This window comes from Verticiella alkaliphila (assembly GCF_018904615.1).
Taxonomy (GTDB): Bacteria; Pseudomonadota; Gammaproteobacteria; order Burkholderiales; family Burkholderiaceae_B; genus Verticiella; species Verticiella alkaliphila.
Genome location: NZ_JADCNH010000018.1, coordinates 1 through 14474 on the forward strand (window position 1 = coordinate 1; position 14474 = coordinate 14474).

The following is a 14474-nucleotide window of genomic DNA, read 5'->3' on the forward strand; positions in this document are numbered from 1 at the left end:
ACCGGATTCGGCCACGCGCTCGGCGCGCTGGGTCCACGGCACGCGAGGCGCGCCCGCCGGTGATCGGGATGGGCTGCCCGCCGCCGGCGTGGGCGTGCGTAGCGGTGCCTCGATCGCCATGGCCGACGCCGCCGTCGGCCCTGTGGCAAGCGCGCTGCCGGTCGCAGCGGCACCGAACCCAGTCAGCGCCCTGCATTTCGACGCCGGCCCGTCCGATCAGAACATGCGGCGCGCGCTGGGGCGTTGGGCGCGCGAGGCGGGGTGGGTCTTCGGGGCCGAACACTGGAGCGTGGACGTCGACATCCCGCTCACCGGCAGCGCCGCGTTCGGCGGTGACTTTCGTCAGGCCGTGCGGGGCCTCCTGGGCGCCACGGAGCTTGGCGAGCGGCCGCTGCAACCCTGCTTCTATGCCAATCAGGTCTTGCGCGTCGTGCCGCTCGCGCAGCCCTGCGATCGCACGCTCGCACCGGCCGGTGCGGATCCGGTGCGCTCATGAGCGCGCGCCAACGGCATCCGCTCGCGCGTGGCGTCCGGCCGCAAGCGCGCTGGGCCCTGGTCCTGGCGCTGGCCGCGGCCGGCACCGGCTGCACGGTGTTTCAGTCGACATCGCGCATCGAGGCGGATGCGCGCGCCGCGCGGGAAGCCCTCGCACAGAGCCACGCGCGCTTTGCCAGCGCGCTGCGCGATACGCAGGCCAGGGAACGGGCTCAGGAGGTGGACCGGCCCTGGCTGGCCGGGCGGCCCGAGCCACTTGCCCGTGAAGTCACGCTGCCCGCGGCGTTGCGGGCGAACGTCGATACGGCGTTGCTCTTTCCCGGCCTGCAGCTCGATCTGCCGACGCTCGCCGAGCGCATTACCCGCGCCACCGGCATCGCCGTTCGCGTTCAGCCCGAGGCCATGCTGCCGGCCGAGCGCTTCATCGGGCGTCTTGCCGAAGGCAGCACGGCCGCGACAGCGATGGTGCCTGCGCTGCCGGTCACCGTGCCCAGTCCGACAGGCTTGCAGCCGCTGCCGCGATTGCTCGACCACGTCGCCGCCCGTCTTGGCGTGTCGTGGCGGTATGCGGACGGTGCGCTGAGTTTCTATCGCGTGGAGAGCCGCGTTTTCAGCGTGCGATCGCTGTTGATGCAATCGGCGGCATCGGCGAGCCTGGGCCGGGATGGCGCCGGTGGCAGCGGCGCGTTCGCGGCGGCATCGGCCACGCGATTGCAGGCCGACGTCCAGGACATCCTGGGTGCTGTCGCCTCGCGTATCGAGCCTCTCATGAGCGCGGCCGGAAGGCTCGCGGCGCAGGGGGAGGGCACCGCACTCATCGTGGCGACCGACACGCCCGAGGCACTGGCACGCATCGCCGATTACCTGGATCGCGAGAATCGCGCCGCCACGCGACGCGTGCGTCTTGTCTTCGAAGAGGTGACCCTGACGCTGCGCGACGATGCCGAGGCCGGCATCGACTGGAATCTCGTCTATGCCGCCGCCCGCGCGGGCGGTGCCTTTGCCGGGCCGCTCGGGCTCGCCGCGCCGGCCGCAGGCAGTCTCTCGGGCGACGTGACGAGCGGCCGCTGGGATGGCTCGAGCGCCATCGTGCGTGCGCTCAGTCAGGTGGGCGTCGTGTCGCGCCACACCAGCATCCCCCTCGTCACCCTGAATCGGCGGCCGGTCACGCATGCGGTGCGCACCACCTTCAGCTGGATCGACCAGGTGCGCACCACCGCGATGGCCACGGTGGACGAGGGTGGCGGCGTGGGCGCGTTGCCGAGCGTGTCGGTCAGTCAGAAAGAGGAGACCGTCGGGCAGTTCCTCACCTTGTTGCCGGCGGTGCAGGAAGACGGTCAGATCTTGTTGTCCATCGCCTACGACAACACGGTGGCACAGCCGCTCACGAGCGTGAGCTTCGGCCGCGGTGACAACGCGGTGCAGATCCAGCAACTCACGGTAGATGGGACGGGCACCGTGCAGCAGGTCGATCTGCGGCCGGGCCAGCCGATGATCGTCTCCGGCTTTGATCGGCTGGGCGAACAGTCCGATGGCCGCCGGCTGGATGCCAAGGCGCCGTTGCTGCTGGGTGGCCTGCAGCGCACGTCGAGCCAGCGCCAGACCACGCTCGTCATCGTGACGGCCTTTCCCGAGGAGGGCTTCTGATGACGACGAGACGATGGCCATGGCCGCGTGCGGCCACCACGGCGGCTGGCGTGGTGCGCCTGCCTGCCTTCAGCGGCGGCCGCGACGTCGAGCTGGTGCTGGGATTGGCCTGGCACACGATCCTCGGCACGGACCTGCGGCGCGCTGCGTGGCGGCGTGCGCGCGAGCAACGCGCCACCCACGTGGTGCACGCCGGAGGCCGCAGCGAGTCGGTGGGCACGGCGCGACTCGCGGGTGGGCGCGGACCGCTGCGGCGCGAGCTGCATGCAGCTGCCCAGCTCTTCGCAACCCAGGCCGGGCCGGGCGCGCACGCCCTCGTCTGGCCGATGGAAGCGGACCGGTTCTGGGTCGTGCAGGCCCGCGACACACGTGTGCTGGCCGGTGGCGACATGGTCACCGACGCGCCCGGTGCGCGCCTGGCGATCGCGCAGTTCCAGCAGCGCTTCGGCGGCGAGGGGCGCGTCTGCGGAACGCTTGAGGGCGCCGGCTTGGCCGCTTCGGCACCGGCGCCGACGCTGGACGCCCTGGCGGCCGGGTGCGGCCCGGGCAGCCTGCTGCAGACCCGCACGCGTGCCTGGCGTTCCCTGGCACTGGCGCCGATGCTGCTCGCCGTGCCTGCGCTGGCGTGGCAGACGCAGCGTGAAGAGGCTCCGCCTGCTGCCGACGCGCTGGATGCGCCGATGGCGCTCGCCCCCGATCCTGAACTCGTGCGGCGCGACGCGCTGACCGCTGCGCTCGCTGCGGTGTCGGGCCCCACCGTGGCCGGGATTGCCGCGGTCTGGCAGGCGGTGGGCGACCTGGCACTGCGGCCCGCTGGCTGGCGGCTGCATGCCGTGCGGTGCCGGCACCGTGGCGATGCTGGTTGGGCCTGTGAGGCCGACTACGCCCGCGCCGAGGCGTTGGCCACGGCTGCGGGGCTCACCGCACACGCGGCGGCAGGGCACTGGCGCTGGCAGGGGCTGGATCAGGCCACCTTGCAGTTCGACGTGTCGGCGCCCGGGCGCTCGCTCGCGCTGGCCGATCTGCACGTGGTCGGTGCCGGGGTCATCGCGGATGCCGATGCCCTGCAGGCCTTGCGCCCGGCGTTCGCTCAGGTGTTGGTGGGCGAGGCTGTCGCCGTGCCGGCCCCACCCGGCCCCGATGGGCTGCTGGCGGCGCCCCTGCTGCGGCAACGGGACATCCGGCTGCGCGGTCCGCTGCGCTCGCTCCCTCTCATCGACGCCACGCTCACCGAGCGCGTCGTCTGGCACACCCTGCAGGTGTCCTTCGAGCCCGGCGCGCGCGCCGGCCGAGATGCCAGTGTGGTCATGGCCGATCTTCAAGGAACCAGCTATGAACCGGCTTCCTGACGCCAAGCGCGTCCCAGCGCGACGGCGCCAAGTCCGTCATGTGGGATTGTGTCTGGCCCTGCTGCCGGCCGTGACGCTCGCCACGCCCGCCGATTGGCAGGCTGGCGCCACCCATGTGCGCGAGCTCGTGCAGGCGGAGTTGCGCGGGCCGGTCGAGCCCGCGCCTGTATCGGCGGCACGCCCCGAGCCGGCGCCCCCGCGTCTCGTCGCGCTCTATGGCACCGCGGGTCACTACACGGCGATCCTGGACGTGGACGGGGTGCGCAAGGAGTATCGGCCTGGCGCGAGTCTGCCATATGGCGGGCAGGGCGGCGCCACCGAGTATCGGCTGGTGCGCATCGTCGACACCTGCGTCGTGCTGCGCCGTGGGGCTCAGGGGCGTTTGCGCACCGCGTGCTACGTGCCGCAGCCCGCTCCCGTGCTTGCCCCAGCTATCGCGCCTGCAGTGGCCGGTGCGGCAGGCGATGTGCTCTCGTCGCCGCTGCCCCTCGCCGGGGCGGGGAGCCTGCCATGAGACTGCCCCTCCCGCGCCGGCTGGCCGGCATGGCACCAGCGGCAGCCGCTCTCGCGCGCCCCGTGGTGCGGGTCGGTAGCCAGAGCGAGCTCGCCGCGCTCGCGCGGCCACTGCGCCGCGTGCTGCGCGATGATTTCGACGTGGGTGAGAGCAGCAACCGCTTCTGCCCCATGCAGTACGAGGACGGCAGTGTCGTCATCGTCACCCTGGAGGCGTATCACGACAGCGAACAGGTCGATGAGCTCGAACGCATGGTGTTGCGCCGCCGGTATCGGCTCGGCGAGCCCGCGCGCATCGTCGTGCCGGCCACCTTGCTGCTGGCCCTCGTGCGGGGCCAGATCGACGCCACGACGCTGCGGCGCGGGCCGCAGGCCGTCGCACCCTCGACGCGCTCGTCGATGGCCGACGCCTTTCACGACATCGTCGCCTGGGGCGTGCAGCATGGGGCGAGCGACATCCATCTGAATGTCCGGACATTGGCGGCGGAGTCCGAGGTTCGGTTCACCGTCGATGGACGCTATGTCGCCCCCGAGCGGTTTGCGCGCATGCCCACCGTCACGCTCAGCGACATCCTGGCGGTGGCCTGGATGGACGTGAGCGGCGGCAATGGCGCGGTGTTCGATCCGATGCTCGAGCAGCAGGGGCGTATCCGGCTCGACGTGCAAGGCCGGCCCATCATGTTGCGCTGGGCGTCGCTGGCGGCAGACCAGGGCGTGTCCGTGTGTCTGCGCATCCTGTGCCTGGATGCGCGCGTGCAGACCTCCTTTGCCGAGCTCGGCTATCTGCCGACGCAGGTCGAGATGCTGGATCGGGCCCGCCAGACCGAGGGTGGTGCCATCGTGCTCGCAGGTGTCGTGGGCTCGGGAAAGTCCACCACGATCGCAGCGATGATGGGCGCCATCCCGGCCACGCGCAAAGTCGTCACGCTCGAAGATCCCGTCGAGTATCTGATTCCGGGCGCCTTGCAGAACACAGTGGTGCGGGCTTTGGAGGGCGAGCGCCGGGACGCGTTCGATGCCAAGTTGAAGACCGTCAAGCGCTCGGCGATGAATGATCTGCTCGTGGGCGAGATCCGGGATCCCGAGACGGGCAGGGCGTTCCTCGACCTGGCGGGCAGCGGCATCAGTCTCTACACCACCGTGCACGCGGGCGCGGCAGGCCGCATCCCGGATCGCCTGGCGTCGCCGGTGATCGGCGTGTCGCGCGATTTCCTCGCCACGCCCGGCGTGTTGAAGCTGCTCGTCTACCAGGCCTTGCTGCCGCTCTTGTGCCAGCATTGCGCACTGCCGCTCGACGCGCTCGCGCTGCGCGCGCCGTCGGACCCGTGGCGGCGATACCGCGACGACCTCGCCCGCGGTCTGGATGCGGACACACGCGCCGTGCGGCTGCGCGATCCCGCCGGTTGCGTGCATTGCCGGCGCGCCGGGCTGCCCGAGCTGCACGGTCTGGCAGGGCGCACGGTGGTGGCCGAGATGCTCGAGCCCGCAGCAGACGATGTCTTCCTCGAGAACCTGCGCCGCAGCGATAACGTGGCCCAGCGTCGCCATCTGGCGGGCCTGCGCCAGACGGGCTACGGCGAGGCAGACATGCGGGGCAAGAGCGCGATGGCCTGCGCCCTCTACAAGATGCTGCAGGGTTGGGTGGACCCGCGCGACGTCGAAGCACGCTTCGGTGAGGTCATGGCACACACGCCTGGAGCGCTCGCATGAGGATGCCGCTTGCCTGGGATGCGCGCCGCTTTCGCCCGCACCGCGCGGATTACTACGAATATCTGTCGGTATTGCTCGGCAGCCTGGAGGGGCGGCGCAGCCTGCACGACGTCTTCGCCGCCGATGCCCATCGGTATGGCCCGGGCACGGTGCGTGGTCGATTGTCAGCGCATTGGGCGCGACAGTTCCGCGAGTGTGGCGGCGATCTCGGCGAGACCTTCGCGGGCACGCTGCCGGCCGATGACGTGGCCTTGCTGCGGGCCGCCCAGCTCGCTGGCGCCGGCGCTCTCGATGCCGCGCTCGACGACGTGGCGCGCACCGTCCGACTGCTCGAGCGCGGCCGTTCCGGCGTCATCGGCGCCTTGAGTGGGGTGTTCGTCGCGGTGGGCGTTCTGTTGATCGTGCTGCTCGCCGTGCCGCTGCACACCGTGCCAACGCTCAAGGCGGCGTTCGCCGGCGTCGATGCCTCGCTCTGGGGCAGCAAGACGCGCCTTCTCTTCGGCCTGGCCGATCTCGTGCGGGTGTCGCTGCCGCTGCTGCTGGCGGTGACGGCGCTGGCGCTGGGGCTGCTCGCCGCTTCGCTGCCGCACTACGTCGGGCTCGGCCGGGCCACCCTGGATCGCTGGTTGTGGTGGCGCGTCTATCGCGACTTCCACGGGATTCGCTTTCTTGCCCTGCTTGCCACACTGGTCGTGCCGCGCGGAAACGTCGGCGCGCCGCTGCGCGATGCCTTGCTCGCGCAATTGCCGGGCGCGAGCCGCTGGAAGGCCTGGCATCTGAACCACATGCTCGAACGTGTGGACGACGGCATGGTGGGCGCGCAGACCTTCCACACGGGGATGCTCGATGCGCAGACCTACTGGTTCCTGGACGACATGACGGCCATCCATGGCATGGGTCCGGGGCTGGCCCGCACGCGCGAGCGCATCGAGGGCCGGCTGCTGGGCCAAGTGCTGCGCCGTGCGCAGGGGTTGCGCTGGGCCGCCCTGGGCTGCGTGCTGACCACGTTGTTTGGCCTGGTCTTCTGGCATTACGCGGTCGTCGACGAGTTGCGCCGCGCCCTGCAGGCGGCCCAGACCTTGGGCTGAGCCCCGTCTCGATTTTCCTGATGTTCCCTTTCTGCCCACCGGAGATCCCATGGCAGCTCATCGCAGCATCCCGTCGTCCTCGCGCCGCCGTCAGGCGGGTTTCAGTCTCGTCGAGGTCTCCATCGTCACGGCCATCGTGCTCATCGTGTCCATCATCGGCATCCCGGCGATCAACAGTTATGTGGTCGAGAACAAGGTGCCGCGCGTGGCAGGCGAGCTGCAGCGTTACGCCACCCGCACCAAGGCGAACGCGCAGGGCGTGAGCAACCCCTATGTCGGTATCGATACCGGCAATCTCGCGCGTGCCATGCGCAGCTCGAGCATTCTCGCCGTCGACGCCGCCCAGCTCTCGCGCGTGGCCCACGGCCTAGGGGGCAACGGCACGAGCACCGGGTTGATCGCCATTGCGCCGGAGGACAACGGTGCTCGCTTCGTCGTCACGCTGGATGCGGTGAGCGACGCCGCGTGTCCTGGTCTTGCCTCGATCCTGCAGCGCGTGGCGGGCCGCATTCGCGTGACGGGGGCGACCGGCACGGTGGTCAAGGACGAGCTCGCCACGCCGGCCGTGGCGTATTCGCCGCTCGCGGCCGAGCGCGCCTGCAGCACGGGCGACACCAACACGCTCGCCTTCACCGTGTGGTGAGCCGCATGCGTGCACGAACGCGGCGGCCTCGCGCAGCGGGCTACCTGCTCGCCGAGCTGGCCGTGGTGTTGCTCGCCGCCACGCTCGGCGCCGTCTGGTTCGCCCAGCAGGCGGCCGAGGAAACCGAGGACGCAGGCGCGCGCGCGACGGCGAGTCTGCTGCTCACGGCGCGCGGCCGGCTGCTGGGCTGGCAGGTGCAGCATCTGGACTGGCTGCTGGCCGAGCCATCGGCCGCGCAGCCCACGGGCATCACGGCGGTCAGCTGGCCGGTGGACCTGCCGCTCGCGGCCTTCGCGGGCGGTGCGGTCGATCCCGTCTGGCAGGCGCGGCCCGCCTATGGCGGCGAGCTTCGCGTCAGGCTCTGGCGCGACGGCGTCTGCCCCGGCACGGCGTGCCGGCCGCAGGCCATGCTCTACACGACGGAGCCCGTGCGTGCCCGCGCGGCACACGACTACAGTCCGATGCTCGTCGGCCAGATTCTGCTCGCGACCGACGGGTATGGCGCGCACGCGCCGCCGGGCACGCCGGCGCGGCTTCGTGGCGCGCTGCTGGACGTGGCCAACCCGCAGGGCGCGCGTGCGGGCGTGGTCGCGGTCACCGCGAGTCTGGATGCCACGCCGTTCACGCAGTTCGTGCGGCACGGCGATGGGCGACCGGTCCGCCTGCGCAATACGCTCGCGGTGGACGGTGCGCTGTCCACCGCCACGGGACTGGCCTTCGACACCGCGGTGGTACCGGGGGGCGCGTGTGCGCAGGAAGGGCTGCATGCGCGTACGGCGGGGGCAAGCCTGGCCGTATGCAGCGCCGGCATCTGGTTCGAACTCAATCGCTACGTCGTCACGGCCATGCAGGATGGCCTGGCCGATGGCGCGGTGCTGCCCGTGTCGAGTTGCCCTGCTGGCATGGCACCGTTCACGCGCGTGGGCGTGCAGCATCTGGACGTGATGGTGGGGGGCGGCGATATCGACGTGCGGGGTCAACTCGCCGGCGCACTGTCCGGGAGTGGTGCCGTCAGCCAGACGGGGGCGGTGAGCGTGACCGGGACGGTGACGGGCAGCCTGCGCAGCACCTCGGACAGCCAGTTGCGGATCGCCCAGGCCGCCACGGAAAGCGGCGGACGCCTGCGCCTGTCCAGTGTCGGGCCGGCAGCACGCGGGTATGCGATCGTGGGGTGCCGCCATGGCACGGGCTAGCGCATCCGCCAGGGCGGCGGCACCGGACGCGCGCGTTCGCGTGCGGCGGCGCACGTCCAGGGCCGCTCGCTACGCACCGGCAGCGCTGCTCGCCCTGGTATTGGCGGGGGCTGGCGGTGATGCACCGGCCGCTGCCACCGATGCGGGGCCGGCATCCGCCCGCGATGACAGTGCGGCAGCTACAGGGCCCTTGCCGGGTGCGCCGTCCCGCTCGGCAGCGGGGACGGACCCTACGACGTCGCGCGAGGCCGCAGCCACACGGGCTGCCACGCGCCGCGCCCGCCTGCGCCGTCAGGCACCCGGCGCGGGCCTGCACCCGAGGTAGCCGCCTGCCTGACGGCGGCGGCCGCGCATCATCGGGTGGATGCCCGCCTCTTGCATGCGATCGCGGCCGTGGAGTCCGGCTTCAATGCGAGTGCCGTCAGTGCGCCGAACCGCAACGGCACGCACGACATCGGCCTCATGCAGATCAATTCGGCGTGGCTGCCGCGACTGGCCAGCTTTGGCATCGATGCGCGTCGCTTGCGCGAACCCTGTGTGTCGGCCTATGTCGGGGCCTGGATCCTGGCGGACAACATCCGCCGCCATGGCCCAGTCTGGCGCGCCGTGGGAGCCTACAACGCGCGCTCGCCGGCGCACCAGCGCGTGTACGTGGACAAGGTCCAGCGCGCGCTGGTGCAGGTGAGTGTGTCTAGCGGCGCTGCAGGCCCGGGATCAGTTGTTCCAGTCCGCTGAGGCCCGAGGATGCGGGCACCGCAAAGCGCGAAGCGGCAGGCCGTGTGCGATCCAGGCTCGTGAGCTCGTAGTGCTTGCCAAAGCGCAGCAGCCCCAGGCCGCGCTGGTCCAGCGTCTGCATGAGGGCCTGGCCACCGCTGTTGTCCACGCCACTGGATTGCTGGAAGGCAAGCGCCGCCTGACCGAAGTTCCGCGTGAGCTCGGCCACCTCGGCGTCGCGCGTGAGCACGACCTCTTCGGTGCGTTGCTGCCCGCTGCGATCGATGTAGGTGAGCCGGTGGATGGTGCCGCGCACGCCGCCTACGGTTTGCGCGCGGCCCGTGTCCTCGAGCGACACGAGTCGCTGGATATCTTCGCTGCCGGTGGCGAACTGGCTGCGGCCCCCGCCCTGTGCCTGCAACAGCCCGGCCACCGCGCCGCCGGAGACGACGATCGGCTGGCCTGCCGCGGCGGTCACGGCATAGAGCTGCCCCTGGCGGGAGATGAGGTGGATCCCGGGACGGCGCTCGTCCTGAAGCCGCAATTGCGGGCCGTCGTATTCCAGGATGAAGGTCTTGTCGCCGCCCTGGATCACGGCCTTGCCCGCGGCGAGGACAGCCAGGGGCGAAAGGAGCAGGGCGGCGAGCGTGGTGCGGATCACGGACATGCGGGGTGATCTCCGTCAATAAGGAAAGGTCAGGAACTGAAGAAGGCGAACAGCGCGAAACACAGCGCGGCGAGCGCCGTGCCAAAGCCGATCATGGCCAGCGAATGCGCGCGCCGGATCTGCTGTTGGGCGGCCAGCGCGCTGGTGTTGAGCGCCTGGAGTGTTTCCTGCAGCTGTTCGGCGAGTTCGCGGATGCGTTCGGCATTCTGCGTCGAGGCGGCCTGCAGTTCGGTAATCTGCTGTTGCAGCTCGGCAGGGTTCACCTCGCCATCGGCCGGGCGGCGGCGAGTGAATGCGGGGATGGCCGCGCTGACGATGCTGGCCACGTGCGGCAGTATCAGCTTGGCGGCCGGGATCCATACAGCCATGGTGTCTCCTGGTACGTAGTGCCCGGTCTCACGCAGCGATCATAGCGGGCGCACCGCGCGGCTTACAGCAGCAAGTGTGCCCGATTGCAAGCGGCCTGCTGGGGCGGCGCGCGTCTCGGCGCGCCCGGGCGCCGGCCGAATTGCAGTAAGCTAGAGCCCGTCCGCGCCCGCGCGCGGGCATGATTTCGCCGTTTTCACCCGCCACTAGCTCTCCATCCGTGACCTCTGTCCTGCACCAATCCCACATCACGTCCCTGCCGCTGCTCGCACGCGGCAAGGTCCGCGACATGTATGCCGTCGGCGAGGACAAGCTCCTCATCGTCACTTCTGATCGCCTGTCCGCGTTCGATGTCGTCCTGGACGATCCCATCCCGGGCAAGGGCGCGGTGCTCACGGCACTGACGGATTTCTGGCTCAAGCGACTGGCGCATGTGGTGCCCAACCACGCCACCGACGTGGCCGCCGAGGACGTGGTCGCGCCGGAAGAGCGTGATCAGGTCGTCGGACGCGCCGTCGTGGTCAAGCGCCTGAAGCCCATCCTCGTGGAAGCCGTGGTTCGCGGCTACCTGATCGGGTCGGGCTGGAAGGATTACCAGGAGACGGGGGCCGTGTGCGGCATCGCGCTGCCGGCCGGTCTCGTGCAGGCCCAGCGCTTGCCCGAGCCGATCTTCACGCCGGCGGCCAAGGCCGAGATCGGTGCCCATGACGAGAACGTGAGCTTCGCCTACGTGGAAGACGCCATCGGCGCCGAGCTCGCTGCCCGCATCCGCGACGTGTCGATCGCGTTGTACAACGAAGCTTCTGCCTTTGCCGCCGAGCGCGGCATCATCATCGCGGATACCAAGTTCGAGTTCGGCCTGGACGAGGACGGCACGCTGCACCTGATGGACGAAGTGCTCACGCCGGATTCCTCGCGCTTCTGGCCGGCCGACAGCTATCGCGAAGGCACGAGCCCGCCCTCGTTCGACAAGCAATTCGTGCGCGACTGGCTGGAGACGCAACCCTGGGACAAGACGGCGCCTGCGCCGCGTCTGCCCAAGGACATCCTCGAGCGCACCGCGGCCAAGTATCGCGAAGCGCTGGACAAGCTCACCGGCGCCGACGCCGCCTGAGCGTGTGGCGGGTCCACGCACGATGACCCCAGCGGATCAGGCCGGGGGCCGCGCCGAGGTCGTGACCCCGCTGCTTGGCAGCGCGGTGCTCGCCGTCGTCGCAAGCGCCGTCTGGTATTTGTCCCCACTTGCGCTGGGCTTCGCCTCGTGGCCCAGCCATCCGATGCTGGCGGCGATCGCGCGGGGCGCCTTCCAGGCATCTTACTTCGTAGGTATTCCGGCCTTGCTCGCCTGCCCCGTCATCGGCATGGCCCTGGCATTGAGCGGGCGGCGCGTGGCGGCGATGCGCGTCGTGCGCATCACCTTTGCGAGCTTCGCGGCCTGCGTGGCCCTCGTTGTCCTGCTGGTGAACTGAGCCCGGTGCGGCCGTGTGCCTGCCGGGCGGCCGCGTGTCAGAACAACAGCGTCGAGAGCCGGCGGCGGTAGGCCGAGACCACGGCAGGTTGGTCCGCCGCCTTCTCGAATACCGTCAGCAGCGTCTTGCGACCGACGTCGTCCTGGAAGGTGCGATCGCGCGCCACGATCTCCAGCAATTCGTCCATGGCGGCTTCCCACGCGCCCCGCGCGATGCGTTGCTCGGCGAGCGCGAGGCGCGCCGCGAGATCGCCCGGGCTCGCCTGCACCGTCGCGGCCAGGGCGAGTTCCTCGTCAGAAGCCGGGTCCGGTTGCGGCACTTCGGGTTCGGCGGGTGCTTCTTCCTCAGCCGCGGCGTCATCCGCAGGGGGCACGAAGCGATCGAGGAATGCCCGCAGTTCGCCGTCCGGCAGCACGCCCATGAAGTGATCCACCGGCCGGCCATCGACGAAGGCGACGACGAACGGAATGCTGCGCACCTGAAAGTGCTGGGTGATCTCGGGATTCTCGTCGGCGTTCAGCTTGGCCAGGCGAAAGCGGCCGGCATAGTCCTGCTCGAGTTGCTCGAGCTGCGGGCCGAGCGTCTTGCAGGGGCCGCACCAGGGCGCCCAGAACTGCAGGACGACCGGCACTTGCTGCGAGGCGCGCAGCACCTCGGTCTCGAAATTCTCCAGGGTGATGTCCATCGTGTCTTCCCATGCAGTGGTGGCCGCGGGCGCCGGGTGGCGAAAGGCGTGTCGGCGCGCTGGCAGCGCAAGGACCGAAGCATACCGTGCCCCAGGTAAAATGGCGGTCTTCACGCGGGTTTGCCCCGCCTCCTTCTTTCTAGCACAGAGTCAACCATGGATAACGCTCGCACCCCGCCCGTGATCGGCGTCGTGATGGGATCGTCCAGCGATTGGGACGTCATGCAGCATGCCGTCGCCATCCTGGATGAATTCGCCGTGCCGTATGAAACCCGCGTGGTGTCGGCCCACCGCATGCCGCTCGACATGGTGGATTACGGCGGCCAGGCGCGCGCTCGCGGCCTGCGCGGCATCATCGCCGGCGCGGGTGGGGCTGCCCACCTGCCGGGCATGCTCGCCGCGCTCACGCCGGTGCCCGTGTTCGGGGTGCCGGTGCCGTCGCGTTATCTGCGCGGCGAGGATTCGTTGCTCTCCATCGTGCAGATGCCCAAGGGCGTGCCTGTCGCGACCTTCGCCATCGGCGAGGCGGGCGCGGCCAACGCCGCGCTGCACGTGATCGCCACCCTGGCCACCACGGACGCGGCGCTGGCCGAGCGCCTGGATGCGTTCCGCGCGCGCCAGACGGCTGCGGCACGCGGCATGATGGTGCCGCCCCAATGAGCCAGACGACCTTGATCGCCCCTGGCCAGTGGCTGGGCATCCTGGGCGCGGCCAGTTGGGCCGCATGTTCTGTCACGCCGCCCAGGTGATGGGCTATCGCGTGGCCGTGCTGGATCCCGATGCGGACAGCCCGGCGGGCGCCGTGGCTGATCGTCACCTGCGTGCTGCCTACACCGATGAAGCCGCGCTCGACGAGCTCGCCGCCCTGTGCGAGGCGGTCACCACGGAATTCGAGAACGTGCCGGCCGAGAGCCTGCGCCGCCTGGCTGCCGCCGGACGGCGCGTCGGCCCGGCGGCGGACGCAGTCGCCGTGACGCAGGACCGCATTGCGGAGAAGACGTTCGTGGCCTCGCTCGGCATTCCCGTCGCCCCGCACATTGCCGTGCGCAGCGTCGAGGATCTCGCGGCGCCGCCCGCCCATCTCTTTCCTGGCATCCTGAAGCTCGCGCGGTTGGGCTATGACGGCAAGGGCCAGGCCCTGGTCGATTCCGCCGACGCCGCGCGCGAGGCCTTCGTGCGGTTCGGCAGCGCCCCTTGCGTGCTGGAGGCGCGCCTGCCGCTGGCCTACGAGATCTCGGTGGTCGTGGCCCGTGGCTTCGATGGCGAGACCGCGGCCTTTCCCGTCTCGCGCAACGAGCATCGGGGCGGAATCCTCGCCGTGTCGTGCGCGCCGGCCCCGGCCCTGCCCGAACGCGTGGCCGACGAGGTGGCGCGCATGGGCCGCGCGATCGCGCTGGGTCTGGACTATCACGGCGTGCTGTGCGTGGAGTTCTTCGTGCTCGAGGACGGCAGCCTGGTCGTCAACGAAATGGCGCCACGGCCACACAACAGCGGGCACTACACCATCGAGGCCTGCGCGAGCAGCCAGTTCGCCCAGCAGGCCCGGGTCCTGGCGGGGCTGCCGCTGGGCGCGCCCGCCGCGCTCGCGCCGTCGGTCATGCTCAATGTGCTGGGCGACGTCTGGTTCGAGAACGGCGTGCGCCGCGAACCGGATTGGGCCGCCGTGGTCCGCGTGCCTGGTGCCTGCCTGCACCTGTATGGCAAGCGCGAGCCCCGTGTCGGTCGCAAGATGGGCCATGTCACGTGCGTCGCGCCCACGCTCGCACAGGCCTGGAGCGCCGCACGTGACGTCGGCCAGGCGCTGGGCATCGGCCTGGACGATCAGGCGCCGGCATGAGTCCGACGGACCGGGAGGGCGAAGCGATGCCTACGCCGTCTGCCGCCTCATTGCTGGGGCTCGTCGTCCCGCCGGATGCGCGATCGCTCGGTCTGGCC

General features: G+C 70.7%; 15 protein-coding genes and 1 pseudogene. 13 read left to right on the forward strand and 3 right to left on the reverse strand.

Going from position 1 to position 14474, the window contains the following annotated elements; translation table 11 throughout:
• From IMZ29_RS12745 to IMZ29_RS12785, 9 genes are all read left to right on the forward strand, one after another.
• Nucleotides 1-496, forward strand: a 496-nt coding sequence (locus tag IMZ29_RS12745) for a toxin co-regulated pilus biosynthesis Q family protein (RefSeq protein WP_216184424.1), incomplete at its 5' end; no start/stop codon positions are given.
• Entirely contained in the window at nt 493-2142 is a 1650-nt protein-coding gene (locus tag IMZ29_RS12750; protein ID WP_216184429.1) for a hypothetical protein, read from the forward strand. The genes IMZ29_RS12745 and IMZ29_RS12750, both read left to right, overlap by 4 nt.
• Nucleotides 2142-3491, forward strand: coding sequence for a type 4b pilus protein PilO2 (locus IMZ29_RS12755; RefSeq protein WP_216184431.1), 1350 nt, complete (start codon nt 2142-2144; stop codon nt 3489-3491). The genes IMZ29_RS12750 and IMZ29_RS12755 overlap by 1 nt, the downstream gene beginning before the upstream one ends.
• Entirely contained in the window at nt 3475-4005 is a 531-nt protein-coding gene (locus IMZ29_RS12760) for a hypothetical protein (protein WP_216184434.1), read from the forward strand. The genes IMZ29_RS12755 and IMZ29_RS12760 overlap by 17 nt, the downstream gene beginning before the upstream one ends.
• Nucleotides 4002-5714, forward strand: coding sequence for a GspE/PulE family protein (locus IMZ29_RS12765; protein ID WP_216184437.1), 1713 nt, complete (start codon nt 4002-4004; stop codon nt 5712-5714). The genes IMZ29_RS12760 and IMZ29_RS12765 overlap by 4 nt, the downstream gene beginning before the upstream one ends.
• Nucleotides 5711-6802 (forward strand): general secretion pathway protein, encoded by a 1092-nt coding sequence (locus tag IMZ29_RS12770; protein ID WP_216184440.1) that lies wholly within the window; start codon nt 5711-5713, stop codon nt 6800-6802. The genes IMZ29_RS12765 and IMZ29_RS12770 overlap by 4 nt, the downstream gene beginning before the upstream one ends.
• A gap of 49 nt (nt 6803-6851) precedes the next feature.
• On the forward strand, nt 6852-7445 hold the full coding sequence (locus tag IMZ29_RS12775) for a type 4 pilus major pilin (protein WP_216184443.1): 594 nt from the start codon (nt 6852-6854) through the stop codon (nt 7443-7445).
• 5 nt (nt 7446-7450) lie between these two features.
• The gene (locus IMZ29_RS12780; protein ID WP_216184446.1) at nt 7451-8638 is read left to right on the forward strand and encodes a hypothetical protein; all 1188 of its coding nucleotides are present in this window, start codon (nt 7451-7453) and stop codon (nt 8636-8638) included.
• Between the two features lie 333 nt (nt 8639-8971).
• Nucleotides 8972-9373 carry a lytic transglycosylase domain-containing protein gene (locus IMZ29_RS12785; RefSeq protein ID WP_216184608.1) on the forward strand — a complete coding sequence of 134 codons (402 nt, stop codon included), beginning with the start codon at nt 8972-8974 and terminating at the stop codon, nt 9371-9373.
• Here IMZ29_RS12785 and IMZ29_RS12790 read toward each other — a convergent pair.
• Both IMZ29_RS12790 and IMZ29_RS12795 read right to left on the reverse strand, forming a co-directional pair.
• The gene (locus IMZ29_RS12790) at nt 9330-10019 is read right to left on the reverse strand and encodes a hypothetical protein (RefSeq protein WP_216184449.1); all 690 of its coding nucleotides are present in this window, start codon (nt 10017-10019) and stop codon (nt 9330-9332) included. The two genes, IMZ29_RS12785 and IMZ29_RS12790, sit on opposite strands and share 44 nt — an antisense overlap.
• Before the next feature lie 29 nt (nt 10020-10048).
• Nucleotides 10049-10387 carry a hypothetical protein gene (locus IMZ29_RS12795; protein WP_216184452.1) on the reverse strand — a complete coding sequence of 113 codons (339 nt, stop codon included), beginning with the start codon at nt 10385-10387 and terminating at the stop codon, nt 10049-10051.
• A gap of 218 nt (nt 10388-10605) precedes the next feature.
• Between IMZ29_RS12795 and IMZ29_RS12800 the strand changes: the two genes are divergently transcribed.
• Together IMZ29_RS12800 and IMZ29_RS12805 are read left to right on the forward strand one after the other, a co-directional pair.
• Entirely contained in the window at nt 10606-11499 is an 894-nt protein-coding gene (locus tag IMZ29_RS12800) for a phosphoribosylaminoimidazolesuccinocarboxamide synthase (RefSeq protein ID WP_216184455.1), read from the forward strand.
• Nucleotides 11500-11521: 22 nt separating this feature from the next.
• Nucleotides 11522-11854 carry a hypothetical protein gene (locus IMZ29_RS12805; RefSeq protein WP_216184458.1) on the forward strand — a complete coding sequence of 111 codons (333 nt, stop codon included), beginning with the start codon at nt 11522-11524 and terminating at the stop codon, nt 11852-11854.
• Nucleotides 11855-11891: 37 nt separating this feature from the next.
• Here IMZ29_RS12805 and IMZ29_RS12810 read toward each other — a convergent pair whose 3' ends face one another.
• The gene (locus tag IMZ29_RS12810) at nt 11892-12539 is read right to left on the reverse strand and encodes a tetratricopeptide repeat protein (RefSeq protein WP_216184461.1); all 648 of its coding nucleotides are present in this window, start codon (nt 12537-12539) and stop codon (nt 11892-11894) included.
• A 156-nt stretch (nt 12540-12695) separates the two neighbouring features.
• On the opposite strand from IMZ29_RS12810, the gene purE reads away from it, so the two are divergent.
• Both purE and IMZ29_RS12820 read left to right on the forward strand, forming a co-directional pair.
• A complete protein-coding gene (gene purE, locus IMZ29_RS12815; RefSeq protein ID WP_216184464.1) occupies nt 12696-13199 on the forward strand; it encodes a 5-(carboxyamino)imidazole ribonucleotide mutase in 504 nt (167 codons plus the stop codon).
• Nucleotides 13196-14376, forward strand: a pseudogene (locus tag IMZ29_RS12820) (5-(carboxyamino)imidazole ribonucleotide synthase). Before purE ends, IMZ29_RS12820 begins: the two are co-directional and overlap by 4 nt.
• Nucleotides 14377-14474: the final 98 nt, after the last annotated feature.

Excerpts from the sequence above, each read along its gene's own strand:
- IMZ29_RS12750 (WP_216184429.1), top strand. The coding sequence starts at position 493 with ATGAGCGCGCGCCAACGGCATCCGCTCGCGCGTGGCGTCCGGCCGCAA.
- IMZ29_RS12765 (WP_216184437.1), top strand. The coding sequence starts at position 4,002 with ATGAGACTGCCCCTCCCGCGCCGGCTGGCCGGCATGGCACCAGCGGCA.
- IMZ29_RS12780 (WP_216184446.1), top strand. The coding sequence starts at position 7,451 with ATGCGTGCACGAACGCGGCGGCCTCGCGCAGCGGGCTACCTGCTCGCC.
- IMZ29_RS12760 (WP_216184434.1), top strand. The coding sequence starts at position 3,475 with ATGAACCGGCTTCCTGACGCCAAGCGCGTCCCAGCGCGACGGCGCCAA.
- IMZ29_RS12770 (WP_216184440.1), top strand. The coding sequence starts at position 5,711 with ATGAGGATGCCGCTTGCCTGGGATGCGCGCCGCTTTCGCCCGCACCGC.
- IMZ29_RS12755 (WP_216184431.1), top strand. The coding sequence starts at position 2,142 with ATGACGACGAGACGATGGCCATGGCCGCGTGCGGCCACCACGGCGGCT.
- IMZ29_RS12790 (WP_216184449.1), bottom strand. The coding sequence starts at position 10,019 with ATGTCCGTGATCCGCACCACGCTCGCCGCCCTGCTCCTTTCGCCCCTG.
- IMZ29_RS12805 (WP_216184458.1), top strand. The coding sequence starts at position 11,522 with ATGACCCCAGCGGATCAGGCCGGGGGCCGCGCCGAGGTCGTGACCCCG.
- purE (WP_216184464.1), top strand. The coding sequence starts at position 12,696 with ATGGATAACGCTCGCACCCCGCCCGTGATCGGCGTCGTGATGGGATCG.
- IMZ29_RS12775 (WP_216184443.1), top strand. The coding sequence starts at position 6,852 with ATGGCAGCTCATCGCAGCATCCCGTCGTCCTCGCGCCGCCGTCAGGCG.
- IMZ29_RS12795 (WP_216184452.1), bottom strand. The coding sequence starts at position 10,387 with ATGGCTGTATGGATCCCGGCCGCCAAGCTGATACTGCCGCACGTGGCC.
- IMZ29_RS12810 (WP_216184461.1), bottom strand. The coding sequence starts at position 12,539 with ATGGACATCACCCTGGAGAATTTCGAGACCGAGGTGCTGCGCGCCTCG.